Annotated in this window: 28 protein-coding genes and 15 pseudogenes; 16 read left to right on the top strand and 27 right to left on the bottom strand. The window is 58.0% G+C overall.

Features of this window, described 5'->3' with window-relative positions:
- Positions 1-579 precede the first annotated feature (579 nt).
- The 3 genes and pseudogenes from RBRH_RS19295 to RBRH_RS13460 form a co-directional block, all read right to left on the bottom strand.
- Positions 580-720, bottom strand: coding sequence for a hypothetical protein (locus tag RBRH_RS19295; RefSeq protein WP_157864533.1), 141 nt, complete (start codon positions 718-720; stop codon positions 580-582).
- A gap of 56 nt (positions 721-776) precedes the next feature.
- Positions 777-1,040, bottom strand: coding sequence for a hypothetical protein (locus RBRH_RS19865; RefSeq protein ID WP_191287749.1), 264 nt, complete (start codon positions 1,038-1,040; stop codon positions 777-779).
- 552 nt (positions 1,041-1,592) lie between these two features.
- Positions 1,593-2,517: pseudogene (locus RBRH_RS13460) on the bottom strand (Rpn family recombination-promoting nuclease/putative transposase).
- 63 nt (positions 2,518-2,580) lie between these two features.
- On the opposite strand from RBRH_RS13460, the pseudogene RBRH_RS20555 reads away from it, so the two are divergent.
- A pseudogene (locus tag RBRH_RS20555) lies at positions 2,581-2,721 on the top strand (IS701 family transposase); the annotation flags it as partial.
- 39 nt (positions 2,722-2,760) lie between these two features.
- On the opposite strand, the gene RBRH_RS13455 reads toward RBRH_RS20555, so the two are convergent.
- From RBRH_RS13455 to RBRH_RS17830, 7 genes and pseudogenes are all read right to left on the bottom strand, one after another.
- Positions 2,761-3,906 carry an acyl-CoA dehydrogenase family protein gene (locus RBRH_RS13455; protein WP_013428617.1) on the bottom strand — a complete coding sequence of 382 codons (1,146 nt, stop codon included), beginning with the start codon at positions 3,904-3,906 and terminating at the stop codon, positions 2,761-2,763.
- Entirely contained in the window at positions 3,890-4,738 is an 849-nt protein-coding gene (locus tag RBRH_RS21000) for an AMP-binding protein (protein WP_013428616.1), read from the bottom strand. Before RBRH_RS21000 ends, RBRH_RS13455 begins: the two co-directional genes overlap by 17 nt.
- 103 nt (positions 4,739-4,841) lie before the next feature.
- Positions 4,842-5,369 (bottom strand): AMP-binding protein, encoded by a 528-nt coding sequence (locus RBRH_RS20995; protein WP_049786531.1) that lies wholly within the window; start codon positions 5,367-5,369, stop codon positions 4,842-4,844.
- Complete coding sequence (locus RBRH_RS20540) at positions 5,366-5,503, bottom strand: hypothetical protein (protein WP_232509401.1); 138 nt, start codon at positions 5,501-5,503, stop codon at positions 5,366-5,368. Before RBRH_RS20540 ends, RBRH_RS20995 begins: the two co-directional genes overlap by 4 nt.
- Positions 5,500-5,754, bottom strand: a complete 255-nt coding sequence (locus RBRH_RS13445; protein WP_041754731.1) for an acyl carrier protein — start codon at positions 5,752-5,754, stop codon at positions 5,500-5,502. The genes RBRH_RS20540 and RBRH_RS13445 overlap by 4 nt, the downstream gene beginning before the upstream one ends.
- Positions 5,755-5,783: 29 nt before the next feature.
- The gene (locus RBRH_RS13440) at positions 5,784-6,737 is read right to left on the bottom strand and encodes a 3-oxoacyl-ACP synthase III family protein (RefSeq protein ID WP_232509400.1); all 954 of its coding nucleotides are present in this window, start codon (positions 6,735-6,737) and stop codon (positions 5,784-5,786) included.
- A gap of 910 nt (positions 6,738-7,647) precedes the next feature.
- Positions 7,648-7,887 (bottom strand): annotated as a pseudogene (locus RBRH_RS17830) (IS5/IS1182 family transposase); the annotation flags it as partial.
- Between RBRH_RS17830 and RBRH_RS20990 the strand changes: the two are divergent.
- Positions 7,780-8,046, top strand: a complete 267-nt coding sequence (locus RBRH_RS20990) for a phosphopantetheine-binding protein (RefSeq protein WP_237577757.1) — start codon at positions 7,780-7,782, stop codon at positions 8,044-8,046. The pseudogene RBRH_RS17830 and the gene RBRH_RS20990 sit on opposite strands and share 108 nt — an antisense overlap.
- A gap of 355 nt (positions 8,047-8,401) precedes the next feature.
- On the opposite strand, the pseudogene RBRH_RS19285 reads toward RBRH_RS20990, so the two are convergent.
- Positions 8,402-8,745, bottom strand: a pseudogene (locus tag RBRH_RS19285) (IS3-like element ISBcen23 family transposase); the annotation flags it as partial.
- Positions 8,746-8,922: 177 nt separating this feature from the next.
- Between RBRH_RS19285 and RBRH_RS21155 the strand changes: the two are divergent.
- Both RBRH_RS21155 and RBRH_RS21150 read left to right on the top strand, forming a co-directional pair.
- Complete coding sequence (locus RBRH_RS21155; protein ID WP_041754728.1) at positions 8,923-9,546, top strand: hypothetical protein; 624 nt, start codon at positions 8,923-8,925, stop codon at positions 9,544-9,546.
- Positions 9,483-10,196 carry a hypothetical protein gene (locus RBRH_RS21150; RefSeq protein WP_332415698.1) on the top strand — a complete coding sequence of 238 codons (714 nt, stop codon included), beginning with the start codon at positions 9,483-9,485 and terminating at the stop codon, positions 10,194-10,196. The genes RBRH_RS21155 and RBRH_RS21150 overlap by 64 nt, the downstream gene beginning before the upstream one ends.
- A gap of 121 nt (positions 10,197-10,317) precedes the next feature.
- Here the strand turns inward: RBRH_RS21150 and RBRH_RS17810 are convergent, their stop codons facing one another.
- Positions 10,318-10,749, bottom strand: coding sequence for a hypothetical protein (locus tag RBRH_RS17810; RefSeq protein WP_157864531.1), 432 nt, complete (start codon positions 10,747-10,749; stop codon positions 10,318-10,320).
- Between the two features lie 171 nt (positions 10,750-10,920).
- Here RBRH_RS17810 and RBRH_RS13410 point away from each other — a divergent pair, with 171 nt between their 5' ends.
- A complete protein-coding gene (locus tag RBRH_RS13410; protein WP_013428604.1) occupies positions 10,921-11,901 on the top strand; it encodes a tyrosine-type recombinase/integrase in 981 nt (326 codons plus the stop codon).
- A gap of 679 nt (positions 11,902-12,580) precedes the next feature.
- Here RBRH_RS13410 and RBRH_RS21145 read toward each other — a convergent pair.
- Complete coding sequence (locus RBRH_RS21145) at positions 12,581-13,294, bottom strand: hypothetical protein (protein ID WP_332415697.1); 714 nt, start codon at positions 13,292-13,294, stop codon at positions 12,581-12,583.
- The gene (locus tag RBRH_RS21140) at positions 13,231-13,854 is read right to left on the bottom strand and encodes a hypothetical protein (protein WP_013428599.1); all 624 of its coding nucleotides are present in this window, start codon (positions 13,852-13,854) and stop codon (positions 13,231-13,233) included. Before RBRH_RS21140 ends, RBRH_RS21145 begins: the two co-directional genes overlap by 64 nt.
- Positions 13,855-13,980: 126 nt before the next feature.
- Here RBRH_RS21140 and RBRH_RS20515 point away from each other — a divergent pair.
- Positions 13,981-14,552 (top strand): annotated as a pseudogene (locus RBRH_RS20515) (DDE-type integrase/transposase/recombinase); the annotation flags it as partial.
- A gap of 318 nt (positions 14,553-14,870) precedes the next feature.
- A complete protein-coding gene (locus tag RBRH_RS13390) occupies positions 14,871-15,188 on the top strand; it encodes a hypothetical protein (protein WP_013428596.1) in 318 nt (105 codons plus the stop codon).
- Between the two features lie 253 nt (positions 15,189-15,441).
- On the opposite strand, the pseudogene RBRH_RS20510 reads toward RBRH_RS13390, so the two are convergent.
- Positions 15,442-15,766 (bottom strand): annotated as a pseudogene (locus RBRH_RS20510) (hypothetical protein); the annotation flags it as partial.
- Between the two features lie 208 nt (positions 15,767-15,974).
- Between RBRH_RS20510 and RBRH_RS13385 the strand changes: the two are divergent.
- A pseudogene (locus RBRH_RS13385) lies at positions 15,975-16,889 on the top strand (IS110 family RNA-guided transposase); the annotation flags it as partial.
- Between the two features lie 151 nt (positions 16,890-17,040).
- Here RBRH_RS13385 and RBRH_RS13380 read toward each other — a convergent pair.
- From RBRH_RS13380 to RBRH_RS20985, 5 genes and pseudogenes are all read right to left on the bottom strand, one after another.
- Positions 17,041-17,370 carry a type II toxin-antitoxin system YafQ family toxin gene (locus RBRH_RS13380; protein WP_013428593.1) on the bottom strand — a complete coding sequence of 110 codons (330 nt, stop codon included), beginning with the start codon at positions 17,368-17,370 and terminating at the stop codon, positions 17,041-17,043.
- Positions 17,342-17,620: a type II toxin-antitoxin system RelB/DinJ family antitoxin gene (locus tag RBRH_RS13375; protein WP_013428592.1), complete on the bottom strand. Its 279-nt coding sequence runs from the start codon at positions 17,618-17,620 to the stop codon at positions 17,342-17,344. Before RBRH_RS13375 ends, RBRH_RS13380 begins: the two co-directional genes overlap by 29 nt.
- 269 nt (positions 17,621-17,889) lie before the next feature.
- Positions 17,890-18,255 (bottom strand): DNA-binding protein, encoded by a 366-nt coding sequence (locus RBRH_RS13370; protein WP_013428591.1) that lies wholly within the window; start codon positions 18,253-18,255, stop codon positions 17,890-17,892.
- Between the two features lie 128 nt (positions 18,256-18,383).
- Entirely contained in the window at positions 18,384-18,734 is a 351-nt protein-coding gene (locus RBRH_RS13365; RefSeq protein ID WP_013428590.1) for a type II toxin-antitoxin system ChpB family toxin, read from the bottom strand.
- A pseudogene (locus tag RBRH_RS20985) lies at positions 18,728-18,904 on the bottom strand (AbrB/MazE/SpoVT family DNA-binding domain-containing protein); the annotation flags it as partial. The gene RBRH_RS13365 and the pseudogene RBRH_RS20985, both read right to left, overlap by 7 nt.
- Before the next feature lie 88 nt (positions 18,905-18,992).
- On the opposite strand from RBRH_RS20985, the gene RBRH_RS13355 reads away from it, so the two are divergent.
- Together RBRH_RS13355 and RBRH_RS13350 are read left to right on the top strand one after the other, a co-directional pair.
- Positions 18,993-19,286 carry a toxin-antitoxin system TumE family protein gene (locus RBRH_RS13355; RefSeq protein WP_013428588.1) on the top strand — a complete coding sequence of 98 codons (294 nt, stop codon included), beginning with the start codon at positions 18,993-18,995 and terminating at the stop codon, positions 19,284-19,286.
- Positions 19,283-19,627 (top strand): HVO_A0114 family putative DNA-binding protein, encoded by a 345-nt coding sequence (locus tag RBRH_RS13350; protein WP_013428587.1) that lies wholly within the window; start codon positions 19,283-19,285, stop codon positions 19,625-19,627. Before RBRH_RS13355 ends, RBRH_RS13350 begins: the two co-directional genes overlap by 4 nt.
- Before the next feature lie 145 nt (positions 19,628-19,772).
- Here the strand turns inward: RBRH_RS13350 and RBRH_RS21445 are convergent, their stop codons facing one another.
- Positions 19,773-20,432 carry a DNA-binding protein gene (locus RBRH_RS21445; protein ID WP_013428586.1) on the bottom strand — a complete coding sequence of 220 codons (660 nt, stop codon included), beginning with the start codon at positions 20,430-20,432 and terminating at the stop codon, positions 19,773-19,775.
- Positions 20,433-20,586: 154 nt separating this feature from the next.
- Here RBRH_RS21445 and RBRH_RS13340 point away from each other — a divergent pair.
- From RBRH_RS13340 to RBRH_RS13330, 3 genes and pseudogenes are all read left to right on the top strand, one after another.
- Positions 20,587-21,813 (top strand): annotated as a pseudogene (locus RBRH_RS13340) (tyrosine-type recombinase/integrase).
- A gap of 286 nt (positions 21,814-22,099) precedes the next feature.
- A pseudogene (locus RBRH_RS13335) lies at positions 22,100-22,422 on the top strand (type II toxin-antitoxin system RelE/ParE family toxin).
- A complete protein-coding gene (locus RBRH_RS13330; RefSeq protein ID WP_013428582.1) occupies positions 22,419-22,814 on the top strand; it encodes a helix-turn-helix domain-containing transcriptional regulator in 396 nt (131 codons plus the stop codon). The pseudogene RBRH_RS13335 and the gene RBRH_RS13330 overlap by 4 nt, the downstream one beginning before the upstream one ends.
- A gap of 86 nt (positions 22,815-22,900) precedes the next feature.
- Here the strand turns inward: RBRH_RS13330 and RBRH_RS20505 are convergent.
- Positions 22,901-23,118 (bottom strand): annotated as a pseudogene (locus RBRH_RS20505) (transposase); the annotation flags it as partial.
- A gap of 154 nt (positions 23,119-23,272) precedes the next feature.
- On the opposite strand from RBRH_RS20505, the pseudogene RBRH_RS13325 reads away from it, so the two are divergent.
- The 3 genes and pseudogenes from RBRH_RS13325 to RBRH_RS13320 all read left to right on the top strand — a co-directional run.
- Positions 23,273-23,491: pseudogene (locus RBRH_RS13325) on the top strand (tyrosine-type recombinase/integrase); the annotation flags it as partial.
- A 94-nt stretch (positions 23,492-23,585) separates the two neighbouring features.
- Complete coding sequence (locus RBRH_RS19695; RefSeq protein ID WP_013428580.1) at positions 23,586-23,789, top strand: hypothetical protein; 204 nt, start codon at positions 23,586-23,588, stop codon at positions 23,787-23,789.
- A complete protein-coding gene (locus RBRH_RS13320; protein ID WP_157864530.1) occupies positions 23,749-24,015 on the top strand; it encodes a hypothetical protein in 267 nt (88 codons plus the stop codon). Before RBRH_RS19695 ends, RBRH_RS13320 begins: the two co-directional genes overlap by 41 nt.
- Before the next feature lie 122 nt (positions 24,016-24,137).
- On the opposite strand, the gene RBRH_RS13315 is transcribed toward RBRH_RS13320, so the two are convergent.
- The 5 genes and pseudogenes from RBRH_RS13315 to RBRH_RS17780 form a co-directional block, all read right to left on the bottom strand.
- Entirely contained in the window at positions 24,138-24,539 is a 402-nt protein-coding gene (locus tag RBRH_RS13315; RefSeq protein WP_041754720.1) for a type II toxin-antitoxin system VapC family toxin, read from the bottom strand.
- On the bottom strand, positions 24,539-24,775 hold the full coding sequence (locus RBRH_RS13310; protein ID WP_041754719.1) for an antitoxin: 237 nt from the start codon (positions 24,773-24,775) through the stop codon (positions 24,539-24,541). Before RBRH_RS13310 ends, RBRH_RS13315 begins: the two co-directional genes overlap by 1 nt.
- Positions 24,776-25,097: 322 nt before the next feature.
- Positions 25,098-25,226, bottom strand: a pseudogene (locus RBRH_RS21440) (ISNCY family transposase); the annotation flags it as partial.
- A 35-nt stretch (positions 25,227-25,261) separates the two neighbouring features.
- Positions 25,262-25,855 (bottom strand): annotated as a pseudogene (locus RBRH_RS13305) (plasmid pRiA4b ORF-3 family protein).
- 11 nt (positions 25,856-25,866) lie between these two features.
- A pseudogene (locus RBRH_RS17780) lies at positions 25,867-26,070 on the bottom strand (transposase domain-containing protein); the annotation flags it as partial.
- Positions 26,071-26,121 lie beyond the last annotated feature (51 nt).

Here is a 26,121-nt window from a genome sequence, read left to right as displayed (position 1 = left end):
GGTGCGCTGGACCGCGCTATGCGCATGCACAGGAAGTTGGCAAGGTTATCGCTCACGCAGCAGAAGGCACTGGAACATCTGCTGGACGAGGCTATTGTGATGGTGACCGCCACCCTTGCGGCCGCTCGCAGGCGTGGTCGGAAAGCCGAGAGTTGACACGCTGAGGGTGCTACGAGGCACCATATCGGATGCGCCACGGCCGCGCGTATGCGCTGCGCTTTTCAGGATGCGACTCAATGTGCTTATCGGCAACATATGTGGTACGTGCACAAAAATGAGCCATGGTAAAATTGAATTTTACGCACGTTCCAGCTACGGAACTATGCGAGTGCCTCCCGTAAAAGCTCACCTCGATGGTATGTCGACTATAGGTAGACTTACTGGTCTTCAGTCATAGTTGACAGTTTTGCTGTGAGCGCCGCGCTGCCCTTTTCAAGCATCAAGCCGCTGCAAACCGCTCAACGCTTGAATCGCGTGGCCGCTGTTCCAGTGGACCCGTGCGTTGTCAAGGAGGACAGGGCGCGGCGACAGAGGGCGGGGCAGCGTTGTTCCGGTCCGGCCGGGCAGCGGGGGCAGACCTCACGTTTGACGATAGCGAGCCAGCTCAGCGATCAACTCTGGCGATGCCGGCACGATCCGCGCGCGTTTTCCCTTGCCGACGATCTCGAGCCACCATTGATTGTGCCCCTGCGCGCTCAGACGTCGCGAGAAGTCGTCCATTGTTGTGCTGGCGACCTCGGAGATGCCAGGCCTTGCAAGTAGAGAAGCGTTGTCAGCTAGCGGCAGTGCGCATAGTATGCTTGCTGCGCCGCTTTCTGCTGGGGCAGTTGCTCGACGAAGCGTTTGACTTTGTCCCACAGCGAGAGTGATAGGTCGCGCGTGATGCGAGCCGCTGGCCGTCGGCCGCGTTGACACAGCAGCGCCATCGGGTTGCCGCGCAGGTAGCCGGCGTCCACCAGCCAGGTGAACAGGCCGTTCAGAATGACCCGTGCTTGCCGCTGGCTGGCCGCGGACAACGGCCCGTTAAAGAGTGCGGGCATCGCCGCTAGAGTACTTGCTCCCGGTGGCCGGCACCCAGCGGCTCGCGGGCTGCGGGTCGGCCAGGAGCGCGTTGAACCGCTGTAGATCCTCGGGCGTGAGCGACGACAGCGGTTTACCCAGTTGCACGACGGCCCAGAGCATGAGTCGCTTGCGCTCTCGCGCGTGCCGCGATGGGTGCCGTTGCGCCCGTCCAGATGCTGGAGCAACGCAAACGCCTTGACCGGTTGCACGGAGGTAAACGGGGCGAGGGACATAATTTGAGTGTTGGAACAGTGAACGTGACACGAGACGGCCTGAGCGAGGTACGCGTAGCTAAATAGCACGCGACAAAAACGCTTGGAGACGCTGCAAATTATGGCAGCCGCGCGCGTCGTTCTCATTTCCGCGTGGGGGCTATGCTCAGTTTAGTCGTTCACCCGTGTGCGGTCGCCTTCACGCGCTGCCTCTGGGCAAGCGCTGCAATGGTGCATGCCACGGCATGCCGGGCGCAGCACGCGCTTGGCGTGGTCTGCACGTGAAGTAGGGGTCCCAGCCCTAAATTGCCCTGATGATTAGTGGCAGATTTGCTTCATGTCGGCTTCGGGCAAGCCCGTCATACGTTTTACCGTCTCGTGCTCCAAACCGTTTTCTAGCAACGTGCGTGCGATCTTCAGTGCGGCTTCCTTGTGGCCTTCTTCACGTCCCAGCATCCGGCCGCGCTCCAGACCTTTTTGCTCGCCTTTTTGCTCGAGCTTTTGTGCAATCGTCATCAAAACCTCCTCGTGTTGCGGGGAACGGATCGCCAATTCTCGGATAAATCGCTCCGGATCCGTCGTGTCGCCCCACTGCAGCATATAATGCATCAGCGACACCAATTGCTCATGCGTAGTGTACCCTGCGAGCAACAGGCTTGCCAGTTGCTCTACCAGGGTCGCCAAATCGCGTTGCCGGATATGCTTTTGCAGCAATTCCAGCATCGCCATGCGTCGATGCGTGATGATTTCATCATCCGGAATCACCGTGACATCCACCAATGGAAAGCCTCCCGCATACAGCTGCGACGCCAACTCAGGCACCTCGAAGCTATCCAGCCACCGCATCGAGTACGGATACGGACTGACCTGTCCGTGATAAAACAGCATCGGAATGACCAGCGGTAACTGGTCATGTCCGGCCTCTAAATGGCGCTGCATGGCGGCTATCGCGTAACGCATTAGCCGACGCCATATGACGCTCCGGCCGACTTTGATGCTCGATCAGCGCATAGACATAGCCATCGCCCTGCCGGGTCTGCAGCGACCACAGCACGTCCGAATAGTAGGCGCGTAGATCCTCTTCCACAAAGCTGCCCGATTCCAGACGCAACGTGTCCAGGTCGCACTGCGCCAACCACTGCGTGGGCAAATGTAGGCTCAAAAAGTCCCGTGCGGTTTCCGGATGTGTGAGGAACTGCTTGAAGAGCGCATCGTGCGGCGTCATCGTCGAGGAGCGTTTCATGCCGAACGTGAATGAGGGGAGCCGCTTATTTTACCATCGTCTGCTCTCGATGCCCGCACGCTGCTGTGCATCGCTGCCTATGGATTGCTTGTTGCACCACGCCTCATTCGACAGTAAAAAAACGCCGGCATCCGCCGTTCGCCTGCCTTACCCGCGCACTACGTGCCGCGCGGCCGCTTAGCATACACAGCGACACGTGCTTGATTCGATCGCGCCACTGCGCTGGCGCATCGCTAGGTCAGCTCATAATCCCAGTTCGGTGGCGATGATGTTGCGCTGAATATCAGAGGTTCCCGAATAGAGGAGGGATGCGATGGCGTCGCGCAGTCCTCTTTCAGTAGGGGTTTGAGCTAAGTAGCCTTGTGCGCCGTAAATTCGCAGTGCATCTATCGAAAACTTCGTGTACGCTTCGGAGACGAACAGCTTCGCACAGGCCGCTTCCAGTGTGGCATCCTTGCCCGCGTCCTTGAGCCGCCCTACCCGGTAGACGAGTTCGCACGCGGCATCGAGGTTGACTTTCATGTCGGCGAGGCGATGGGAGACGGCCTGATGCTTTCCAATGGGTTGGCCGAACTGGCGGCGGGTACGCGCATGGGTAATGCAGGCTTCAAGGTGGCGGCGCATGGCGCCCAACGTGGTGGCAAGAATGCATCCCCGTTCGTATTCCATGGCACTTTCAAAGACCTTGACGCCTCGTCCTTCCCTTCCCAGTATCGCATCGGCCGGGACACGGCAGTCCTTGAGCGTGATTCGGCCCATCTGGGCGGTGCGCAGTCCCATCTTTTCCAAAGGCGGGCTCAGGTCCAGGCCCGGGTTTGTCGTCTCGACCAGGAACGCGGTGACGCCAAGTGGACCGAGCGTGGGGTCAATGGTGGCGTAGACGACGCACAGATCCGCGATGGGGGCGTTGGTGATGTAGGTTTTCGAACCGTTAAGGACATAGCCGTCGCCGTCTCGTATAGCTTGGGTGCGCATGGAGAACACGTCCGAGCCTGCTTCGTCTTCCGTCGAGGCATTGGCACCGATCAACGAGCCATCCATCAAGCCTGGCAGAAAGCGCGAACGCTGGGTCGGTGTGCCGTGGATGGCCAGTGGCAGGGCAACGGTCCACAGGTGAGCGTTGAGCGAGAACAGCAGTCCTAAGTCTTCGCTGCCGTACCCCAGGCCTTCCATGACCGCGAGCAGCTCAGACAGGGTCGCGCCCGCGCCCCCACGATCCTCGGGTATGGCCATACTGAACAGGCCAAATTCTGCGCATCGGTGCCAGCCGTCCCGATGGAAAACGCTGAGACGGTCGGAGGCTGCGATGTCTGTGCTGAGCTGGTCGCGGGCAAAACGTGCAGCCTGCTCGCGCAGCGCGATTCGTCGTTCATCAAGCTTGTTTGGCATCGCACTGACGCTCCAAAAGTTGATAGTGGGTCTTGCCCGTCGAAGTGCGGGGCAGATCAGGAAGGTAGCGGAATTGGTCGGGCACCATGTACCGTGCGAGTCGGTTGTAGCAGAATCGACTCAAATCTGTTGGGCAGAGTGGGGCATCGCGGGCCACGACAAATGCCGTGATGGTGGTGTTCCCGTCGGAACCGGAGCTGACCACCGCACAGGCGGTCAGTTCAGGGTGGGCTGCCAAGCATGATTCAATTTCATCCAACTCAATTCGGTATCCATGACGCTTAATCATACGATCAAGCCGCCCCAGGAAGAGGTAGCCTTTGGGCGAGGCGCGAACGATGTCCCCGGTATTGTACCAGCGTTGACCGTTGCGTTGGAAAAATCGCTGAGCCGTTTTCTCGGGAGCATTCCAATAGCCGGTCGCGACAGACGGTCCTGCGACGCATAACAGGCCGGGTTCACCGTCAGGTACCGGTTGCTGATGCTCATCCACGACGATCGTGTCGCAGTGGTCGCAGGGATGACCGATCGGCAACGGTTCGACGCGCTCTGCCGGTATGGGTGTGGGTACACGGTAAGCGGTGCACACGTTGGTCTCGGTGGGGCCGTACAGATTGTAGTAGGCTGGTTGGGGCCACAGCTGCAGCAACCTGCGCAACTTCGCGATGGGGAAGACTTCGCCGGCGAAGAGCACGAGCCGTAGCCGGTTCGGGGCAGGGCTGCGCGCCTTGTGCTGCTCGGCCAGCATACCTAGAATGGCCGGTGCCGAATACCAAACCGTGATCGCCCGGGCGGATAGAAATGTGGCGAGATGACGTGGGGCTTGCAGCAAGGTCGGCGTCGATCAGGTGAATGCATGCGCCGTTCTTAATGGAGACATAGATGTCGAAGATCGACAGGTCGAAGTGCAAGGGGGCGTGGCTGGATACCTGGTCTTATGCTGTCACATTGAAGGCAGCAGAAGCCCATTCGACGAAGCTCACCGCGTTGCGCTGGCTGATTGCGACCCCTTTCGGTGCCTCGGAGGAACCAGAGGTGTAAAGGATGTAGGCGAGCCGGTTCGCATCCGGCGGGCTGCGTGGGTAGTCGTGCTTCTCGCCGTGCAGCATGTCCAGCGTCTGCCAGTCCTCACGTGGGTCGTTCTTTTCCTCGTGATGTGGCTGCATCACCACTACGCGTGGTTTAAGCTGGGGTGCGTGTTGTGTTAAATGTCGTGCTGACTCGGGGTCGGTGAAGATGACCCGAACATCGCAATCGTCAAATAGGGTGGCGGCACGCGTGCCTGAACTGCTTACATCTGTGGGCACATAGGCCGCGCCTAGCCGGAGTATGCCGAAGATGGCCGCGAGCGTCTGCGCGCTTTTGTGCATGAAAAGCCCGACACGATCCCCTGCAACGACCCCCTTGTGATAAAGGAAAACGGCGATCCTATCGGCTGCTGCGGAAAGTTCTGCATAGCTCAACGCGGATCCGTCGGAATCGACGAGCGCACGAGCACTCGGCTGTCGCGCTGTCGCGCTGTCGTGTCGTCTAAGTATTTCGCCAAGTCTGCCGATGGCTCGGACTGTCGTTCCCGCGGCACAATGTCGGTCGTCATTTTTCGATTTCCGATGATTTTTCATCCACATAGCACGCAATCTCACGAATCGTGGTGAAACGCGTCCTCGGGTCGCTGACCCCGACGAGGATGTCGAATTCGTCCTCCACAAACGAAACCAGGCGCATGGTGGCCAAGGATGAAAGGAGCCCCGACTCTTTTAGATTTAGATCGTCGGAAATATCTGAGTCGTTTCCTTTCAGGATAGTGTCGATCACAAAAGCACGAATTTTGGTCAAGGCATCCGACATGGGTTTCTCCTTTAATGGATGATGAACGTTCACTGTGGGCTTGCCGGATTGACAACCGAGGCGTCTTTTGGAGGGGCGGCTAGCACGACGTGTGGCCAGCGGAATACGGCTGCTGAAGCCTCGGCTTGGCCGCCGAACCCATACAGCAGTACCCTGTCCCCGGCTTTGATGCGGCCACAAGCTGTCGCAGTATAGGCATTGAACGGCATTAGCACCGGCCCGATATTGGCGACCTGCGGGAAAGTGTTGACGACCCGGTCGAGTTCGATGCCCAACGCATTGGCGGAAAACTCTGCATGCCAAGCTGTCGGCGTGTTCAGCACGACTACATCAATATCCTTTATCCCCAGCCCGGCCTTTGCCAGCGCGCCTTCAGTTGTATCCAAGAGATACGGCTCAGCCGTGGTACGTAATACGTGAGAAATCGAAGGGTCCACGCGCAAACGAATCCTTTGCCCACTGGATGTGGTGGGTGAGGAATCCTCGATCGCATCAAGCAGCCAAGTTCCACAGGTCTTGCCGGTGTGCAAAGATTCTGCCCCTAATAAACCAAACCCGCTTTTGACTGGACCGACCAAGAACGCCGCTGAGGCATCCCCGCACAACTTCAGTGTGACATCGTCAGCTTCAATCGCACGCGATAACCTGGACGTCGTGACGACTAGGATGCGTTCTTTCAGCCCCGCCTGCACCCAGGCGCATGCTGTCAACAATGCTGACATGGATCCGCCACAGGTCGCTTCTACGTTGAACGCTCCGCCACCCGTGTTCAGTGCCTGCGCCAGATACCCTGCGTCGCCGGACCCGACCCGATCTGGGAACATCGACACTGCGATCAAGCAATCCACCTTATCAGAGGACACATCTGCCGCATCCAATACTTGCTGTGCCGCTTTAACTCCGAGCTCTACGCTTCCCTCACCATTCGTCACGACTCGGCGCTCGACGCTGCCGAAAAAGGGATCCTCTAAATAATGTTCCATGGCCGCATCGTATGGGTTGATTCTTCGACGCTTGGACGAACCACTTGACGTCAATGCCATTGTTGATGATTTGGCCTTTTGCGGTGACGAGGTTTCTCCGTCCCACCAGGCATTTGTGCGTACTCCATCTGGCAAATGAACAGCTAGGGCTTGGATTCCTGTTGATCGCATACAATTTCACTAACAATTAATGATGTGGTAAAAAATATATTCTTGCATCAGAATATCGGTTTTATTTCGCGCCTTTTGTCCAGTAATTGTTGAATTTTAGATGGCAACGACTTGTAAATCTGAGCAAGGCCTTTTGGAATGAAGCTGCAGCTTTCTTCATTACGGTCTTTTAAAATCTGCTGTTTTGTTATTTGCCGATCCATTTGAAACCGTAAAGATTTTTCGCTCCCTTGTTAAGCCGCCTTAACTTAGCAAGGTCCGATAATATAATAGTCGACTCAGGTGCGGACAATTTACCAATGTCCACGCTCATGGAAATCATTGCCTGGGTGCGCGACGCGCTTAAGGCAACCTTGCGTTACAGTCCAAAAAAACGAAGGCAAGAAGGATAGAAAAAAAGCGGACGCCTCGCATGAGGAGGCAAGGTGGTTCGAGCTACATTAGGGTACTTTGTCACGGTGTTCACTCCAAACATCGCCTTTATGGAACGGCAGTCGCTGCTGCCGAAGAATTACCCCATTTTTCGCTGGCCTGCGCCGCGCACGAGGATGAAGCCCCGCTCTCACGTGCACAGTTTGTTAATGGGGTAACTATAGACATGAATTACGAGCAGTCCAAGCAGTTTCTCTTTAATTAAAACGACAAAAATTAAACAAAAAACGCTAAAATGGCACGTTCTTGCAAGAAAAACGATTGAACTAAAATTTAATCTAGATAGTGTCGTTACGAGATTTTTTAGCTATAGGGTAGGGCACCGAATCTGTGCGGCAGCGACAAATGAGTCCAGGCGCTTGGCGTAGCGGGTGGCAATGCCACGCCATGGCTTGAGATGAAGAAAGGCATTTTCAACCAGATGCCTGTGGCGGTACAAATGCTTATCGTAGTTCCGCGGCATCTTGCGGCACTTGCGCGGCGGAATCTGGGCTTGCATGCTGTGGGCGCGCGCCTGCTCGACAATCGCCTCGCTATCGTGGCCCTTATAACGGTGCAGATTTGTGACAACTTCTTTGATGTAGGAGGGCATTCACTGCTGGTTATCCGACTCATTAGCCGTATTCATGCTAGCTTCGGCGTTGCAATCACCATCCGGACGTTGTTCGAGGCACCGAACATTTTATGGTGTCACGGATCGGCGTAACGAGGCCACTCGGAATGGCCTCGTTACGCGATTTCGAAGGTTTTCAAGAATGACGATGCGATAGGCGCCGTGGAGTAGGCGGTCGAGGGTGGCGGCATCGGGGATGCGGTTGTCAGGGAATGCGTCACCCCATTCGCTGAAGTCTAGCTTCGTATAAGTTATTTGGAAGTGGATTCGTGCTACGTTGGAGCAACGTCTTTGTTGGCGTGGTAAGCGAAGCGCACGTGGGCATGTCAGCTCGATACCCGCTGTTTTGCAGAAGTCGAATACGGTCTCGTTCATGAAGGCGGTATCATAAAGCCTGTTCGCGTACGTCACGCAGCAGCCGGTCAATGGTAGCGGCGCTGATCTGGTCCGAATTGGGTTGTGTCGCACCGGGCAGGCCGATGTCGTTGCCACAACGACGACGGCGAGGACACCTCTGCGCAATGTTGAGCTGCAACGCTTGCCACATTCGCCGCACGCGCGACTCGCCCAGAGCCAGCCAGGCCGACATCCGCCGGTAGCCCAAACGCGGCATTTCCTGAGCGGCCGCAATCAGTCGCTTGCCGCGCTCCGATCCTTCCGCGGTTGCTTAAGCGTATAGGTTGCCACCCGACGACTCAGCCCCAGATAGCAACACGCCTTGCGTTGCAATTGCTCCCGCCGAGTCAGCACTTCCAGCGCTTCGCGCCAGCCCGTCAGGGTCTTCATTTTTTTTCAAAAGTGTGAGCTGCCAACAGAAGATGTAACAACTTTCGCATATTGGCATGGCACTATCGCCAAGAACATGGCGTTCATAGTCCATCGCTGTGCTTAGCTTCATGTTTTCAGCTAGCCTGCTGTGCGGCCTCACTTCGTATTGCGCCGTTTTTTTATCGACTGCCGAGCTTACCGATGGACTTTGATTTGCATGCCGCTTTGAACGACTACCAAGCCTACATGTGTGCATTGGAGTCGTGCCCGCAAGCTGCTGCGTCGGCACCCCCGCCGACATTGAAACCAGCAAGCGGTGCGCTGGCGAACCCGTTGGCTAGCCGGCCCACGACATATCATGACCTGCCGCCCGAACTGATTCAGCAGATCGGTGACTACGTGCCTGTTCAAGACGTGGGAAATTTTTCAGCAGTCGATCGTCGTACGTATCATGCGATGCACAGTCGGCGCGTAGTCTACCGCTACTGGCAACGAGCCAACCAAGCCGTCAGTCTCGCGTCAGTCAACCAGCTGCTTAAGGAGATGGACGGCACGCTCGCCGATCCGGCGCAGCACGTCGAGCCGATTGAGGCGTTGCGCCGGCGTTTGGAAGCGTTGCCGTATCGCGAGCGCGGCGAAGCCTTCAAGCGCATGTACGCGGCGGCGCAGCGCAATTCGACTTCGCTTACGCGATGGCGCAGCGGCGTGCGCCCGAGGAGGGGAATGTCTGGACGGAACTCGCTGACAGTTTGGAGTTATTGTTGTTTGGCTCAGCTGAGTTTGTCGAGCGTTATCAGGCGCTCGTGGCTCGGCTTGGGTCCTTAAGGGTGTCCGAGCAAGCGGAGCTGATCCCGGTATTGTGTAGGCAAATGATTCGCTTTCGTGGAAGCGACAGCCGCCGCCCTGGGCTGTATGCGGTGTTACGCGAACACGCGTTGCAGCTGCCGCCCTCTCATCAAGGCACATCGGTTGGCATGTTAGCCAGTGCTATATGGGTTTTGCCGCACGCGGAGCGGCTTGCACAGTACACGCAGCTGCGTGATGTGGCGCTGTCGCTGCCTGACAAACAGTTGGGCGTTGCGCTAAGCTATCTTCCAGAAGGGTTGACAGAGTTACCGCGCGAGCACCACGCACACGAACTCCAGTTACTGGTACCGGCATTACTGCGCGTACTGCCAGCGCAGCGTGCGCAGGTCGCACTCGGCCTACTCATGTATACTCACAGACTAGACGATGCACTGGTACAGTGGGTCTGGCAGCAGGGGTTGAGTCTACTGAATGGCGCGAGCGAGGCCGCCTTATGCGATGTGCTTAGCAGGCTTCGAGCGCAGGGTGCGATAAGCAACTTAGACGATCGTCAATGGAATATAGCGAGGGTTGAGATCACCCGCTTTATGGAAGCCAACCAGTTCTCCGAGCCAGCCCGGGCGCGATTCCAGGACAGTGTGCCTTGGTTCAGAAGCCGGTCACATTAACCTGCGGCTGAAGGCCCATCAGCGAAGCCCGCAAGCAATCGGGCAACGAAGCCTCGACTCGACGCAAGTGTGATAATCGAACGACACTGACGACCACTCAAGGCAAGCTGCACGGCTTACCTTACAACACGGATGCTTTGGCAGCCTTCACGACAGCACTGGACAAGATACGCTCAATAGGGATCCAACTTGCTGGCTGCTGGTGGCCGTTGCGCCCGCTCGGGGAATCCACCGGCGTTGATTTAATGCCGCTCCAATGCTGTAAGGCGCGCAATCGTGCGTATTGCCATCCCACTTTGATGATGGCGCATGACCGCCCCATAGCGTGTGAGCATGTAACTTCGCGGATATGCCGCTGGCAGCGGCTCAGCGCACGCTCAATGGCATTGCCAAGACTCGTCAATAGAGGCCATTGGTCGGCCACTTGTATTGCTTGCGGCGCGTTAAGTGTGATGCCTTCGGCGTAAACACCAGCGCGATCGCGCGACACGATTCGGAGTGCGCGGTTCCCTGTTAGCCAGTTCGCCACCGATGTTGCATCACGATTGGGCATCGTCACGCCGACGGCCTTCTGTGCCAAGATGACGCTACTTTAAACGCAGACTAAGATGGATCGCCTCGGCGGCCATGGATGGGTACCCGTTGCTCGGGATGTCGGGTCGCGGCATACTGATTATGCATTTAACAGTCATCCACCTATCGACACCCACTCTCCCTGTCTATCATGACCAAGGCTGATCTATTTGCCGCCCAGCAGCGCACCGATTGGGATCGCGCGCCCATTCAATCATTTGAAGCCTGGCTGGCTCGCCAAGCCGGGCGTGGCGCCTCTCGCACCTTGCGGTCCTCATCCGCTCAAGTCTATCTGGCCCAATGGCGTGCGTTCGTACGCTACCTTCAGGCGCGTCGCCTGTCCTTAAGTGCAGCAACGCCCGACACGATCAGTGCCTTTCTGGCCAGCTTGAGCCGCGAGAATCGAGACCAACGTGCGCGCTATCGCAAACTGATTGAGCGCGTGTTCATCGATATCGATGCGTGTACGCAACAAAGCGGGAGCGTCAATCCCGCTGTGGGCGCGTTACGAGACAGCCGAGCCACCTGGAAGCGCGTCAAGGGCAACCAGGACACCGATTTCTTATTGTCACAGGAAAGGCAAAACATCATCGACATGCTGTTGTCTCCGGTGACGGCCACGCATTATGAGCGCTGGTGCAGCTTACGGGACCGTGCGTTGGTGGCGACGTTCCTGGGGGCGGGGTTGAAGGTATCGCAAACGCTTAGATTGACCGTTAAATGCATTAATATTGGGTCGGACCGGCTTATGCACATCACCTCGCCAGGCTCGCGTTTCTCGCATCAGCCCCGGCCCGAACCCTTTGCCCTGTCGGCGTTGGCGCGCTGGTTAGTCGAACGGCACACCAGCGGTGTTGATAGTGCATGGGTCTTTCCTGGCGGGCGGGACGGGCGCCCGATGCACGCGGTCACCGCGCTGCGCGCAACCGAGGCCATCGTGCGCGCCTGCGGCGTGGCCGATAGGCGGCAAGCGCGCACCAGTCCTCAGACGCTGCGCAATAGTTACATCGCGGCGCTGTTTGAAGCCGGGCAGACCACACTGGCGGTCAGCGAGGTGCTCGGCGTGGAGCTGATCACTGCCGAGCGCCTCAAAAAGGCCTGGCAGAAGTGGGCCGCGAGACAGTCAGTTTGATCGTAAGCGTCTACAGGAACGCACGCCAGCCCAGTACCTCGCCGTAGTCGTCTACGTTTAGCTAAGTATCATCTCTACGGATCGGCGGTTTCTGCCAAATTGACAGAGTCAGATGGGGGTGCCGACAAATGGGCTTGTTTATACCAAAGATCGGCATAAACCCCCTGTTGCGCCAGCAAACTACGATGCGTGCCAGTCTCTACGATCTTCCCATCCTGCACGACCAAGATCAGATCCGCATGCTGAATGGCAGCGCGCATACGTATAGGCATATTCCACAACGCAGTTCGCCCACGTGCGCGCCGTGGTCTATGAGTTCGCCGATAGCCGCGCGGGCGAACATGCTCGCCAGTTCCTCGGTGACTGGCGCGATCTGAAAAACGTGCTCAAACGATTGCCCATCCACCGAGCCGACGACATCGCAACCCTTCTACCACATTGCTTAGCGCCTGCCCCGGCTTGATTGACGGCGATTTACCTCCAGAGATGCCTTCGCCGGGGGATTACGGATGAGGTGCTGGCGCCTGCATTAATGGAAGAGAAGGGTATCCGGCGGTCGATAGTGAATCCTATTTGAGGTGGCGGTTCACCACTTGAAGGTAGATGGTCAACTGACATCGCCCTGTCCGACTCGCGGAGGATTCCCCGGATAAACGAAGCATGCGGGTTCAGCCGCAGGTTAATGTGACCGGCTTCTGAGCCAAGGCACACTGTCCTGGATTCGCGCCCGGGCTGGCTCGGAAAACTGGTTGGCTTCCATAAAGCGGGTGATCTCAACCCTCGCTATATTCCATTGACGATCGTCTAAGTTACTTATCGCACCCTGCGCTCGAAGCCTGCTAAGCACATCGCATAAAGCGACTTCGCCCGCGCCATTCAGTAGACTCAACCCCTGCTGCCAGACCCACTGTACCAGTGCATCGTCTAGTCTGTGAGTATACATGAGTAGGCCGAGTGCGACCTGCGCACGCTGCGCTGGCAGTACGCGCAGTAATGCCGGTACCAGTAACTGGAGTTCGTGTGCGTGGTGCTCGCGCGGTAACTCTGTCAACCCTTCTGGAAGATAGCTTAGCGCAACGCCCAACTGTTTGTCAGGCAGCGACAGCGCCACATCACGCAGCTGCGTGTACTGTGCAAGCCGCTCCGCGTGCGGCAAAACCCATATAGCACTGGCTAACATGCCAACCGATGTGCCTTGATGAGAGGGCGGCAGCTGCAACGCGTGTTCGCGTAACACCGCATACAGCCCAGGGCGGCGGCTGTCGCTTCCACGAAAGCGAATCATTTGCCTACACAATACCGGGATCAGCTCCGCTTGCTCGGACACCCTTAAGGACCCAAGCCGAGCCACGAGCGCCTGATAACGCTCGACAAACTCAGCTGAGCCAAACAACAATAACTCCAAACTGTCAGCGAGTTCCGTCCAGACATTCCCCTCCTCGGGCGCACGCCGCTGCGCCATCGCGTAAGCGAAGTCGAATTGCGCTGCGCCGCCGCGTACATGCGCTTGAAGGCTTCGCCGCGCTCGCGATACGGCAACGCTTCCAAACGCCGGCGCAACGCCTCAATCGGCTCGACGTGCTGCGCCGGATCGGCGAGCGTGCCGTCCATCTCCTTAAGCAGCTGGTTGACTGACGCGAGACTGACGGCTTGGTTGGCTCGTTGCCAGTAGCGGTAGACTACGCGCCGACTGTGCATCGCATGATACGTACGACGATCGACTGCTGAAAAATTTCCCACGTCTTGAACAGGCACGTAGTCACCGATCTGCTGAATCAGTTCGGGCGGCAGGTCATGATATGTCGTGGGCCGGCTAGCCAACGGGTTCGCCAGCGCACCGCTTGCTGGTTTCAATGTCGGCGGGGGAGCCGACGCAGCAGGCTGCGGACACGACTCCAATGCACACATGTAGGCTTGGTAGTCGTTCAAAGCGGCATTCAGACCAAAGTCCATCGGTAAGCTCGGCAGTTTATAAGAAAACGGCGCAATATGAAGCGAAGCCGCACAGTAGGTTAGCTAAAAGCGGGAAGCTGAGTACAGCGATGAAGCGAGCACAGTACACGTCAGAATTATCACTAGCGCCGGCAGCGGAACAGCGGCGACAGGCCGAATAAAACCCGCATGAGCAGCGATGCCTCGTTGGCATACGTCAGAGCCATCCATGCACAAATCAAGAGCAAATATGGCTGGCCGCACATGTGCAAAGAACTGCTTGCACGCGGGGTGCGTGGGCAAGTAGCGGCAGGTAGTGAGGTGGTCTATGCAGCCACACATGAAGACGGAGGTAGTCACGGATGTGCTGTGCATGGCATGGTTTCGGCGCTATCCCAAGGTATGATCGTGCACAGCGACTGCGGCAGCCAGTACGGTAGCAGCCTGTTTCAAAACACGCTTAGGGTCTATAACACACGCTCGTCAATGAACCGACGCGGCAATTGTTGGGGTAATGCGCCTACCGAAAACCTATGGGCTCGCTGAAAGTTGCACGCCTGCATGCAGGGCAGTTGACCACGCAGCGTGCAGCAATGGATGAAGTCATGGACTGGCTGTGCTTTTACAATGCACACCGTTTGTGTCCGACGCTGAACTACGTCAGTCTCATAGAATATGAAGCAAACTGGTTTGCAGCCCAGCAAGGTCAAGCTGCATAAGGTCCACTGCTAAGGGCGCTGCCAACCAGGGAAAGAATTACTTGACGTAGCAACATGTATTTCATCCTTGTGTGTTTAATCCGTAATTTTCGACGCTATGCGGCACCAAACCATCTTGAAAAATGCGTGCTTCTTTCCTAGGTTTTTTATGAAGAGGTTTTTGTAGATGCCCGTTGCTAAGGTAGGTAGGCACACAAATTGCGGCAGCACCGGCGCCACGGTCCATTGCGCATATATATGTTATGCGTATGGCCGGTTGCCAGAGCAAACCAATCGCTCCGGGCTATTACATAAAGCCAGTACTGATGGAGAGATAACATGTTGAACAATTTGGTCCAAAGCGGTATCAAAAAAGTCACAGATAAGGCTCAAGAAACCGTTGGTCACGCGTCGGGCGAAGGCGAATTGAAAAAGGTCACGGATAAGGCGCACGAGGCTGTCGATCAGGCTGCAAACCAAGCCGATCAGTTGTCTGACCAGTTTCATCAAGCCACGGCGTCGATACAAATGGCTTACGAAGGCATGGTAAAAGGTCTGCGTGCCACTGTCATGAACAAACCTTTCAAGGCGTTGGCGACCGTGGCGGTACTGGGCTTTGCAAGCGGCCTCCTGTGTGCGCGTGGCAGGCGCCGTTGACGGCCTTAGCGAGGAAAGTACGGGGGACATCAGTCTCGACACCAACGTGTAAAGCGAGCACATATCTGCTGGCGATACTGGCGTTTTCTCTTGGCTGGCTTGCTGATTGCTTGGGCTGTGCGCGCGTGCCTTTGAGCGCGTGGCGTTGGTCGTCGCGTTGTTGCTGCCGATGCTGCTAGCAATTCATCCCGCGCTGATTCCGCAGTTAATCGGACATACTTTTGAGCTCTGGATTCGTGCCTGAGCTGGCGCCGAGAACTTCCAAGGGTTCGGCATGCTGCGCTGGATTGGCGAGCGTGCCGCCCATTTCATTGAGCAGCTGGTTGACTGATTCACGACTCGTGGCCTGTTTGCCCGCCGCCAATAGCGATGGACCAGGCGCCTAGTTTGCATTGCATGATAGGTGCGTCGATCGACGGTGGAAAACGACATCATGTCTTGAACGGGAACATAGTCACCAATGCGCGCGATCAACTCGGTTGGCAGACCCGGTAGGTGGTGGGCTGCTTAACCAGCGGGTTTGCCCACGCGGAGCGGGGCAGCTGTGGTGGCAGCGGAGCCGACGCGGCAGGTTGCGGGCGAGCGCTCTATACGTTGCGCGTGTAATTTTTGACGAATAGATTAATTTACATAATCTATATTATCGCATTAATAGCGTGTAGAAACCAAGTAGATGGAATGGTCGCCTCCCGCCTCAGCAGCTGTTCCAGCGACTGAGCTGGGTGCTTGGTTTCGGTGCAAATATGCGACAGTGTCTTTTCCGTTCTTTCGTGAAGGAGAGATTCAATGGAGCCCACGACGATCGCCATCGACCTGGCTAAGCGCGTTTTTCAGATCCACTTTGTCGATACGGACGGCACGATTCACAGCAAGGCGCTCAAGCGTGCCCAGATGTTACCGTTCTTCGCCAACCGGCCAGCGGCCCGGATCGTCATGGAGGCGTGCGGTAGCGCCCACCACTGGGCTCGGCAACTGAGCAGGCTTGGGCACGAAGTCAGGCTCATTGCTGCCCAGTTCGTGCGCCCGTTCGTCAAGTCGAATAAGAACGACGCGGCAGACGCGGCCGCCATCTGGGAGGCTTCCCAGCGCCCAGGCATGCGCTTTGTTGCCGTCAAATCGGCGCACCAACAGGCGATGTTGGCGCTACATCGAATGCGCCAGCAACTGGTCCGGATCCGCGTCATGCAAGTCAATCAATTGCGAGGATTACTCTATGAATTCGGCGTCGTTTTGCCACAAGGGCGACGCCCATCGATCCAGGCCGCTCAAGCGGCGATCGCGACGCTGGCCGATCAGTTTCCGGCAATGCTGATCGATAGTCTTCGGGATCAATTGTCTCGGCTTCATCTGCTCGACGATCAAATTCAACGCATCGAGCAGCGCATCCTCGAATGGCGACGCGGTGACCCAGCATGCCGTCGTATCTCGGAAATTCCGGGCGTTGGCCCGTTGACGGCAACTGCAGCGGTGTCGGTTATCGGTCAAGCGAAAACTTTCCGCTCCGGTCGGGAATTTGCGGCCTACCTTGGCCTCGTGCCGCGACAGAACAGCTCGGGTGGCAAAGTCCGGCTGGGCGGCATCAGCAAACGCGGTGACGTCTATTTACGTACCTTACTGATTCACGGTGCACGATCAGTCATCTCGAGTTCGAGACACTTGCCAGAGCGATTACATGCTCTATTAACTCGACGGCCGACAAACGAACGTTGGGCAGGTTGTAAGACGGCGCTGCTCCCCGCCGCGTTTTTGCAAACAACCGGTTTCATCCAAGGTAAGTCAGTATGACTTTGCGTGAGACAAGGGCTGGCCTGATGTGGGACGTCGAGCACGCAGTGAAGGCCCTTTTGTCCTGTTAAGAAAAAAGTTCGGAATGCGTGCCCGCTCGGACGAAGATCACTAAGCTATGCTTGCCGATATCAGCGAGCTTATAAATAAGCAGAAAATCGCCCCCAATGTGACACTCCCGGTGACTGTCCCACTCGCCCGCAAGCGAGTGATCCAACCACTCAGCAGCAAGCGGGCCATCATTGGCAATAAGCAACGTCATGGCCTCTTTCAACCGGTTCATATCGTACCGGCCCGAGTAAGACAGGCGTTGCCAGTCCTTGAGAAATGCTTTGGTGTAATCTGACGCGCGCGGCAGAGTGGCCCGCTTACTTGCGGGTGTTCTTTTCAAGGTCATTCATCAAGGCGTCGGAAGTTGCGAAGCGAACGTGGCGGCTCTCGATGATTTCGCGGGCTTCAGCCATGGCGGCACGGCTGGCCGCATTGGGCGCTTGGATCGCAAAGGGCAGCGCTTTGTCTGCCACGATGCGCGTCAGGAAGACTCGAATGGCATCGGAGACAGTCAGCCCCATCGAGGCTAACGTTTGCGCAGCCTGCGCTTTGACGGTCTCGTCAATACGAATGTGAACCATTGTCGTTGTAGCCATTGCGACCTCCTATCATTTGAGATACATTGTATCTCATCAAGCGATGGCCAGCAAGACACACTATATTTTTGATTGGGGTAGCTTCTTAATGCGGAAAAATCATACGCCAAGCGGCCTCACTTTTGGTGCGCGCAGTGCCTATGCTTGCTAACCGGCCTGCGGCCACATGAGCCTTTGTATAAAAAGCGAATGTCGATAACTGCGTCACGAAGTCTTTTTAAGCGCACGCGTCGGCGGGCGTGGCCGCCTAATTGGGCCAGAGGTCCGGCCTAATGTGGACTGGGTGGGTATGCGCTGCCGCGCGCGCCGCGCTTTTTCAGCTTCAGCACTCGCGCGCTGCAGCGCGGCCAAGCTGCCTTCCAGCGTGCCAATGTGCTGGCGTGAGTCCCCAGTTGCGCCTGCAGCGCTTGCCGCTCAGCGCGGGGTTCTTCGAGAGTGCGTTCGGCGTGCGCCGCAGCCTCGCGGGCGGCGGCTACTTCGGCGGCGGCCGCGTCGCGCTCGAGGCGCATTTCGGCACGCACCTCTTCCAGTGCCGTGTGCGCAGTGGCCGCGGCCCGCTCCCACAGCGTCGCGAGGAGCGTGCCGGCGGCGTCGCGCAGCTCGGGGGGCAAAGTTTGCGCTGCGCGAGCATCCACTCATGTTGACGAAAGCGCCTTGCATCGCAAACTAGCGCGCTTGCGGATTGTTCGCGTCGCCGACCCACCGCTTCGTGTTGTTCAGCGCGTACATCAAGTTCCAGAACTTGTTGCTCATTGCGTTGTCCTCATTCAATAATCGTCTGAAACCGAGCCAGCGCGTCCTCAACCACTTCAACCGGCGCACGTTCGAGCTTACGCGCGCCGCGCGCCTCCAGGTCGAGCATACGCGCCATGTTGACGAGCGCTACACCTTGCGTCTCGGTTCCAGAACCGGAAAGCGGTACGGCGAACCTAGCAAAGCGAGCAGAGGCGTCGCCCTGGGTGATCGGGGCAACGAGCGCCACGCCCAAGGCGTTGAACGCCGCCGCAGATAGAACGAGCGCTGGGCGAAAATCACCTTGCTGCTCTCGCCCGGCAGTCGAGTTTAGGCTCACGCGCACGATATCGCCCCGCGCGAACTTGACCCGCCTCACCAAGCCTCACGCCCCACCGGTTTGACCTCACTCCATGCCGCCATGTCCTCCGGAAAAAAAGTCTTCATGTCGCATTGGGCAATAAGGTCGTCCAGCGAATATTTGCGGCGGGCCGGGGCCAGCATTACGCCATCCGGACGCACGTCGGCGTTTAGCGAACTGCCGACCGACGCGAGAAACACGCAACACGATTGGCAAGCACTTTGTGCCTCTAACTATGGCAGTTGACGCCATAAGCTGGCGTATGGCAAAATACGCCATATGAAAAAGAAGGCGACGCTGTTATTTGAGGATCGAATGGTTTATCCGGACGGAGCCATTCTTGAAATGCGGATCTGGCGATTGCCCGAATGCGATGCGGAAAGACCCCATGGTTTGAAATACAGCCTGTTCTATGGTCAGGGCAGCGCAAGAATCATTGGCTACGATAATGAACGCGGCAAGGGCGACCATCGCCACTATCGTGACCATGAAGTGCCCTACGTTTTTTCGACGGCGGAACAGATGGTGAGGGACTTTTTGGGGGATGTTGAACGCGAAAGGAGCGGAAAATGAGCAAACTGACAGTCCATGTGAGTGGCGCACGTGATATGGGGCAGCGGTTCGTGAATGCCTTTGAGCGCGCGGCCAAAGGCGAGCATTTCAAGGAAAGTCACGTCACCTTTCTCTCGTGGCAGGAAATGGTGGCGGCGCTGACGCCAAAACGGCTGGAGTTACTACGCTATTTGCACCGAGAAGGCGCCGATAGCGTCAAGGCTTTGGCATGCGCTTTATCGCGTGACTACAAGCGCGTGCATGCTGATGTGGCAGCGCTAGAAGTTGCCGGTCTGGTCGTGCGGGAAGACGGCCGCTTGACGGCGCCGTGGGAAGCACTTGCCGCTGAGGTGGCCTTGTAAGTGATGTGCTCGATGAGCACGCCACCATTTCCCCTAAAATAGCGCTACGCATTGAGGTCTGGTGACGCGTTGTTAATTTAGTCATTGGCTCCTACACTATAGGATCCATCCCTCGCTCAGGCGTTGCCGCATGTAGGTGACTGGGTCACCTACTCTTTTTGAGCGCACGCGTCGGCGGGCGTGGCCGCCTAATTGGGCCAGAGGTGCGGCCCAATGCGGACTGGGTGGGTATGCGCTGCCGCGCGCGCCGCGCTTTTTCAGCTTCAGCACTCGCGCGCTGCAGCGCGGCCAAGCTGCCTTCCAGCGTGCCAATGTGCTGGCGTGAGTCCCCCAGTTGCGCCTGCAGCGCTTGCCGCTCAGCGCGGGGTTCTTCGAGAGTGCGTTCGGCGTGCGCCGCAGCCTCGCGGGCGGCGGCTACTTCGGCGGCGGCCGCGTCGCGCTCGAGGCGCATTTCGGCACGCACGTCTTCCAGCGCCGCGTGCGCAGTGGCCGCGGCTCGCTCCCACAGCGTCGCGACGAGCGTGCCGGCGGCGTCGCGCAGCTCGGAGGGCAAATCCGGATGGTCAAGCTTGACACGACTTTTCTCACGCAGCTCATGCCAGAACTCGCTGAGCACCGCCGTGGGCGTGCCCATGCTGCCCTTGCGCACCAACTGGTACAGGCGGTTCGCGGTGGGCGTGATGCCAAAGCGAAAGAACAACAGCGCGCACACTTCGCGATACAACTCGCGCGTGTTTGAATGCGTGGCTTTTAAGCGCGCGATCTCGGTGGTCAGCGCCGCATCGGGGGACAGGACATCACTCATCGCAGTTTCCGGGGAACATTTCCTTCAATAATGCTACGTAATACGTTGTATTTCTAACACTAAAGACACGTTACACGACATTACGGCTGTAATGTCGTGTAACGCTTTAGAAGCGTCGTGTTTCGTTGACCCCGCCCTTGGAGCGCCCCCCACCGTGTCCCTCACCCCGTTCACCGCCGTGCAACCAGTCGAGGCGCTCGTGTTGCCCGAGCATTTAGACGGGCGCGACGGCACCAATCGCGGCGCGCGAGAGACCGCGCAACTCGCCGCGCGTAACGACCTGGACGCCGTGCGCGCCTGGCTGTCCAATTACGCCGACACAAAAACCACGTTCGACACCCACCGCAAGGAGGCTGAGCGGCTCTTGCTGTGGGCCGTCGTGCAACGGGGCAAGCCGCTGTCGTTGCTCACGCACGAGGATCTACAGCAGTTCAACGCGTTCCTGGCCGACCCGCAGCCCGCGAGCCGCTGGGTGTCGGCCACCGGGGGCAAATATCCCCGCGGCGATGCGCGCTGGCGGCCCTTTAATGGGCCGCTGTCCGCGGCCAGCCAGCGGCAAGCGCGGGTCATCCTGAACGGCCTGTTCACGTGGTTGGTGGATGCTGGCTATCTGCGCAGCAACCCGATGGCGCTACTGCGCTAGCGCGCCAAGCGCTCGGCGCTCCGCGTCACGCGCTATCTGTCGATCTCACTATGGGATGAGGTCAAACACTTTGTCGAGCAGCTGCCCCAGGAAACAACGGCGCAGCGCGCGTACTATGCCCGTTGCCGCTGGCTGACCACACTCTTCTATCTGCAAGGCCTGCGCCTCTCCGAGGTCGCCCACGGCACCATGGGCGACTTCTCGCGGCGCCTGGGCTCGGACGGACACGACCAGTGGTGGCTTGACACCGTGGGTAAGGGGCAACGCGCGCGGCGCGTGCCCGCGTCGCCGGAACTGATCGTCGAGCTGACCCGCTACCGGCAGGCGTGTGGCTTGTCCCCGCTGCCCCGCCGGGTCGAGGACACGCCGCTGGTCGTGCCCTTCCGAGGCGGGCGCCGCGGCCTGTCGCGCTCCGCCCTGCATGACGCGATCAAGCGTATCTTCCGAGACGCCGCGTCGTGGCTACGCGCACGCGGGCCAGAATTTGCCGATCGCGCCGACGAACTGGTGCGCGCCTCGGCGCATTGGCTGCGGCATACAGCCGGCTCGCATCAGGCTGACGCCGGCCTCGATCTGCGCACAGTGCGCGACAACCTCGGGCACATGTCGCTGACTACCACGAGCCTGTACTTGCACGAGGAAGAGGACACGCGGCACCGCCAGACGGTGCACGGCCATCGGATGAACTGGGGCGACCAGGAGCCGGTCGAACCTCTCACTCGGGAGCCACAGCGCTAATGGCCGGCCCGCTCTGCTTGCCGTGCGAACCCAGCGTGCAGCCATGCCTCAATGAGGTCACGACCGCCCCCACTCTTTAAATGGACAGCAGTCTAGCGCGCCTGCCCTACAGCCCATTGCCCAGCCAACCGAGTGACGCGATAACGTGATCTCCTACGCCAAGCTCCCCCGAACCGGTACCCGCACAATGACGGCGACTGACATCACCGTGAGAATAAAACACGGTTCCGATGACAGGCGCACACTTAAACTGTGACTACCAATAACTTTTAATTTTCAATAAAGAATGACTGAACTGCTGCGATACCGACAAGAAAACGGACGCGAGCCCCTGACAGAATGGCTTAACGGGCTACGCGACCGCGTTGCACAGGCGCGCGTGCGGCTTCGACTGCGCCAAGTTCAAGCAGCAACTTCGGAGACTGTGAGCCGGTTGGAGAAGGAGTGCTGGAATTGCGTGTACACGTCGGTCCCGGTTACCGGGTCTATTGTGGGCGGCATGGCAATGCGCTCGTGATCCTGCTGTGCGGCGGCGATAAGCGTTCGCAAACGGCAGATATCCGGCGTGCGAAGGAATACTGGATTGACTGGAAGCGGAGGCAAGCGTGACGAAGGCAAAGGCAACCGTGTCACATTACGAGCAGGAAATCGCGGAGCTGCGCGCCGATCGTGATCTGGCCATTGAATACTTGAAAGCGGCGATGGAATCACTCGATAATCCGAAAGACCGTGCCGGCGCTCTACTAGCGCTGCGCACGGTTGCACACGCCTATGGCGGATTAGCATGGGTTGCGGCCGAGGCAGGAATCACGCGCGAGGCGCTTTATCGCGCGCTTTCGCTAAAAGACAATCCCACCTTGAAAACCTTGCTGGCCGTGCTGAAGGCGGTCGGCATGCGCCTGTCGGTGGAACCGTGGATCACGCGCACGCGTAACCGTCAGCGCTTTAGCTCAGCAGTTCTTGGATCGCGCACTCGAAGCCGCCTGCTCGAACACGCGTGAGCTGTACCGCGGAATGTGTGCGATGATGTTCTTTCGTTTCGGCAGATGTATCAGGAATCTTGTGTGCCGAGGTCGGTTAAAAGATCTCAGCTTATGGTGTTCGTGAACCGGTCGCCGAACAGAATGGCGAACTGATTAAGCGCCTGCCGCCAAGTGATAGGCGGCATCTTTCCTTTTCGATGTTGCGCAAGGCCAGATACAACAGTTTGCTGGCGGCTTCGTCGCTCGGGAAGTGGCCGCGGTTCTTCACAATCTTGCGCAGTTACATGTGCATGCTCTCGATGGTGTTGGTAACTGGCATGATATGAACCGGTGTCCCGCGTGTTCCCGCCGCGCAGTTTTAGGCGTATGGTCCGACCATCCGGGACAAGGGGCACCGGGAAGCACTTCGGGTAGGCAGGCTACTCGTCTATGATGAGCCGCGAGCTCGTGTTAATCATTGGCTGCCCCTGCGACCCGCCCAGCGGCCCGCGACGGCGGAGAAGCTGCGCCGCGCGAGCCCGCACTGGATGCGGCACACTCACGCGTCACATGCGCTGGCCCGGGGCGCCGAGCTGATCATGGTGCACGACAATCTGCGCCATTCGTCGATCCCGACGACGTCGATCTATCTGCACAGCGATGAAGTGCAGCGAGTCCGGCGGTTCGATCAGGCGTTTGAGGCGCGAAAGGCCTAAAATATGAACGCGTCGATCGCAAATTGGCGCAAATGAGGCGGCCCGGTGACGAACGAGATCACGATTGTGCCGAAGCAACAACAAAGTTATTGCAATGGGATACACGATTCGAACATTTCTGATCACGCCGGACGAGGGCATCCTGAAGATAGGAATGACGCGCTACTGGAACATGCTCGGTGCTCCGGATAGTCATCGCCTGCCGGAGTTTGCAGATCAGCGCGTGCGCCTCGCGCACCTTGATGGATCGCAAGCCCATGCACTTGATCAATCGGGATTTTGTGATTGTCACTTTTGATGCGCAGGGCCGTCTCAATGTCGATCAAATCAAGCAGCGCGTTAGCTCGCTGTTTGAAGTTTTCCTGGCCTCCAAACTGGGCCGCAACAACAGGGAGGGCACTGCTAAGGTTGTCGATGCCGCGGCCCGCTTTACCGTACAAGGCAGTCAATGGACGCCCACACCTGCCTTGATCCAGGCCCTTGATGAGGCAGCACTGGCATTGCGACGGTGCTCTGGCATTTAGGTTGAGCGAATTTCATAACTTCAAGGCTTATGACAGGAATTTACGCGTACCTTGTTCACTCCCCTGGTCGTGGCGAGGCTCTTCGTTCCAAACTTCGAGATTAATAAACATGTTAGAGTTTTCTACTTGTTGAGCCAGTTTTCGAGCCTGATACCGGGATAGCTGGCAAAATCGCGCTCGTTGTTGGTCACGAGAATAACGTCCAGGGCAATCGCGTGCGCGGCGATCAGCTTGTCAAGAGCATCCTTCTTGCGCTCGCTCGTCGCTTTGCGCACAGGCCCGTAGGCCGTTGCTGCGGCAGTGTCGAACGGGGCCACAGGAATATCTTCGATTAGGGCGGCGAGATTGCGGCGCTCGCGAGTTCGGTTCGCAGACACTACGACGCCGTATTCAAGTTCAGCGTAAGTGACTGCGGACATAACCACATCCCCGACGTAGCACTGCGCAAATCGCTTCGCGACTTCTTCAGGCTGATTCTTCATCAGGTAGATGCACATGTTTGTGTCGAGCATAAAGCGCGGCATCACAATCCCTCGCGCTCCGCCTGCTCCTGCTCGCCGCGGCCTTCAGCCATGAAATCCGGCCCGAATTTCGCGAACTTCTTGAGCACGCCAGTCAGCGGACGACGCATCGGACGGATACGGATCTCATCGCCTACGCGCTCAATTTCGATTTCGACATCGCTCCGGTCGTAAGCAAGGTCGGCGGGAATGCGAACGGCTTGCGAGTTGCCATTCTTGAAAACGCGGGTGGTATGCATAGCAGTTCCTGATGTGTGTACTGTGGATGTACTATAGACTATTTGCCGCTCTATGTAAATACGCGTATGTACATGGGCGGCGACTGCACTCCATGCCTTGAGCGGATCGTGCGTGGTCATGCCTCGTAACGAGCGCGCCTTGGGCTACTGTTACAAGGATGTTTGCCTCCACGAGTGCAAAAGCCGTCCCGCGAGCCCGGAATTGTCGGCTTTCCTCGGAAAAGCCAGCGCCGCGGTCCTCAGCGGGCGTGCGGCACGGCCACCAAACAGACTGACGCACAACCGGTCGCGTCGCGCAAGCCACGTGGTTTATTGCGCGCTTACGGTCAATGGTGGCGGCGCTGATCTGACTCAGCCGTTGGCAAACCTGCTTTGATAGCGTCAGGTGACCATGCCGTGCCATCGCATCGGTCAGCGTTGGAATGAGGGCTTTCAGTCGTTTGCCGCAGATCCAATGTAAGTGTCGTCCCAAGGCCGCATAGACGTTCAGAATTTGACTTCGAAGAGCCGTTGATTTGCGAAGTCGAGATCAAACGCATCGGGATCGAAGCTGCCGCCGCACCACTTGAGGAAGTGGTCATGTTCCTCGTGCGAAGGATCGATGATTGCATCGAGAAAGTCGATGTATCCGGGGGCTCCGCCGACGTCCTTCGGCGGGCATGCGTTGCGTCCGTCTAGGCACAAAGGCGAGCGAAGTTGCGCATTGGCGGGCAACACCTTTTCGACCTTGATGCGATGCTGCCAGTTGTCGCCGTAGTCGTAAATGTAGGTGAATGACTTCAGCGCGCCCAACGCTTTGACCAGCGTGACCCTGGCTTCATCCAGCATCGGCGGATCGCTCGGGTAGTCGGGGTCCGGTTCGCCGTAGTTGGTATTGCGGAACACGAATTCATGCGCATGGCCGCCTTCCCATCCCATCGCTAGTAGCAATATGACGTGAAGCTTTCATAGCCTAATTGAACCGGGCACCACGATTTGCCGCCAGATCGCCGGTTTGATGTGCTGCAGCTCGACACGCAGCACATAGTCGGGGGCTGGCGAGGTGATGGAACGCAAGGCGCTTTTGCGGGCTGGGGCCATTGGAGTCGCTCTCATGCGGCTTGCTGCTCGACGTGCTCCGTGGGCACCACGCGCCATGGAAGTAACTCGTCGATGCGGTTGATGGGATGATCGGCGACGCGCTCGAACACCGCGCGCAGGTAGGCAAATGGCTCGACACCGTTCAGGCGCGCCGTTCCGATCAAGCTATAGATCACCGCCGCGCTGTGGCCTCCTGGGTCCGAGCCTGCGAACAGATTGCGTATTTAGGCGAACGTGATCAGTGGTTCCGATCGATGGTGATCGCT

Origin of the sequence: Mycetohabitans rhizoxinica HKI 454 (assembly GCF_000198775.1) — a bacterium.
GTDB classification, from domain to species: domain Bacteria; phylum Pseudomonadota; class Gammaproteobacteria; order Burkholderiales; family Burkholderiaceae; genus Mycetohabitans; species Mycetohabitans rhizoxinica.
This window is presented reverse-complemented; position numbering and strand designations above follow the sequence as displayed.